Origin of the sequence: Streptomyces chiangmaiensis, assembly GCF_036281785.1 — a bacterium.
Taxonomy (GTDB): domain Bacteria; phylum Actinomycetota; class Actinomycetes; order Streptomycetales; family Streptomycetaceae; genus Streptomyces; species Streptomyces chiangmaiensis.
Window position 1 is genome coordinate 1 of sequence record NZ_JAYWVC010000506.1, and the last position, 1,920, is coordinate 1,920.

Below are 1,920 nucleotides of genomic sequence, written 5' to 3' on the forward strand. Positions count from 1 at the left end.
ATCGAGTAGGAGGGCCGGGTCGCCCGGCCCTCCTCTCACACCACCGGACATGCGGGTCACGCATCCGGCGGTTCATCCAGCTGATCTCAACCGTTGCCAGGTCGGCTTGAGCATGCGCAGGCCGAGGTCGTCCCAGTAGGCGTTGGGCAGAGCGCGTTGAAGGACACCCGAGCCCGCGATCCGCCAGTAGCCCTTGCTGCTGTTCCCCCACTCACGGGAGAACTGCTCGTTGATCCCGAGCTTGCGCAGTCTGGCCCGGCGGGTCCTGGGCAGCTTCCATTCCTTCCAGCGGATCTGCCGCATCCTGCGGTGCAGCCACTTGTCCAGCTCACGGAACAGGTGTGAACCGTCTGCGAGTTGGAAGTAGCCCATCCAGCCAGCGGTGAAGCGGTTGATCTTCCCGATACGCTCCGGCATCGCGATGCTCCACCGGCGCGACGTCAGTTCCCGCAGCCGTTCCTTCAGGCGTCTGACCGCCTTCGGGTCGACCCGGATACCGACCTTCCCGCCCCGGGCAAAGTAGAAGCCGAACCCCAGTAGCGTCGCCGCCCTGGCCGGTACGACCTTCGACTTGTCCCGGTTGACCTTCAGTTTCAGCCGCTGCTCGACCACGGCTGTGACCGAGGCGAGCACCCTGTGGGCGGCCCGTTCGCTCCGCACGAAGACGCGAACGTCGTCGGCGTAACGCACGAACCGATGACCGCGCCTGAACAGCTCCCGGTCCAGGTCGTCGAGCATGATGTTCGACAAGACGGGCGAAAGCGGGGACCCCTGCGGGGTCCCTTCCGCGCTCGGCATCTTGATGCCGTCCACCATGATCCCGGCTTCCAAGTACCTGCGGATCAGTCTCAGGACCCTGCGGTCAGCGACCTTGCGCGCCACCCGCGCCATCAGGACATCATGTTGGACGCGGTCGAAGAACCGGTCCAGATCAAGGTCCACGACCCACCGGTGGCCGTCCTCGACGGCCCGCCGCGCGACCCTCACCGCCTGATGAGCGGAGCGGCCGGGACGGAACCCGAAGGACGACCCCGAGAACTCTGGGTCGAAGATGGGCACGAGTACTTGCGCGATGGCCTGCTGGATCAAGCGGTCCAGCACCCGCGGCACCCCCAGCATCCGCTCGCCGCCGCCAGGCTTCGGGATGATCACCTGACGGACCGGCGCCGGCCGGTAAGTGCCCGCATCGAGCTCAGCCCGGATCCCGGGCCAATGAACCAGCAGCCACGAACGGAGCTCCACCGTGGTCATGCCGTCCACCCCGGGGGCTCCCCGGTTCGCCTCGACGCGGTTGAGCGCCGCGAGCAGGTTCTCCTTCGAAAGCATCAGCTCCCACAACGAGGGTTCCTGTTCGCGGTGAACGTCGTCCGTGAGACGCGCCGACCGGGCACTACGCTCCGCCGGGGCACTTCCGGAATGCACCGGTCCCTCCCCGATCGGCACCGCCGAAGCGGTTTCGCTGCGATCACCGTGACCAGCACGAGCAGTCACCACATCATCCGTTCCACTCGATGTTCGGCCCTTCCCAGCCACCGTGCTCATCCCAGCTGGTACTACGACCTCTGCTGACTTCTGCCCGGTCAGCCCACACCTCCCGGCGCGGCCCGTCGGCGCGGCGACACCTCAGCCCAACCGACACCCGGACAGATCTCCCCAGGTAAGAACGATCACTGTCCCTGGATCCCCGCCGCGTTTACGCACTGGCCTTCTTGGTGGAGACGGGCATCACCCTCCGTTGCGGGCTCACCCGACCAGCACGCCTCATACACGGTTCGTGTTCCTCGGTACCCAGGTCTCGCCTCGGGCTTCCTCCAGACCCCACCTCACGATGACGCCCTTGCCTCCGGCTCGGGGTTAGCACCACCTCTTCCCCCAGGGGACTCACACCCCCAAGCAATCGCCCATGCTGGGCGCACAACG

1 protein-coding gene is annotated in these 1,920 nt (G+C 66.6%); it reads right to left on the bottom strand.

Features of this window, described 5'->3' with window-relative positions; genetic code table 11:
* Positions 1-72: 72 nt before the first annotated feature.
* Complete coding sequence (ltrA, locus tag VXC91_RS44995; protein ID WP_329513111.1) at positions 73-1,338, bottom strand: group II intron reverse transcriptase/maturase; 1,266 nt, start codon at positions 1,336-1,338, stop codon at positions 73-75.
* Positions 1,339-1,920 lie beyond the last annotated feature (582 nt).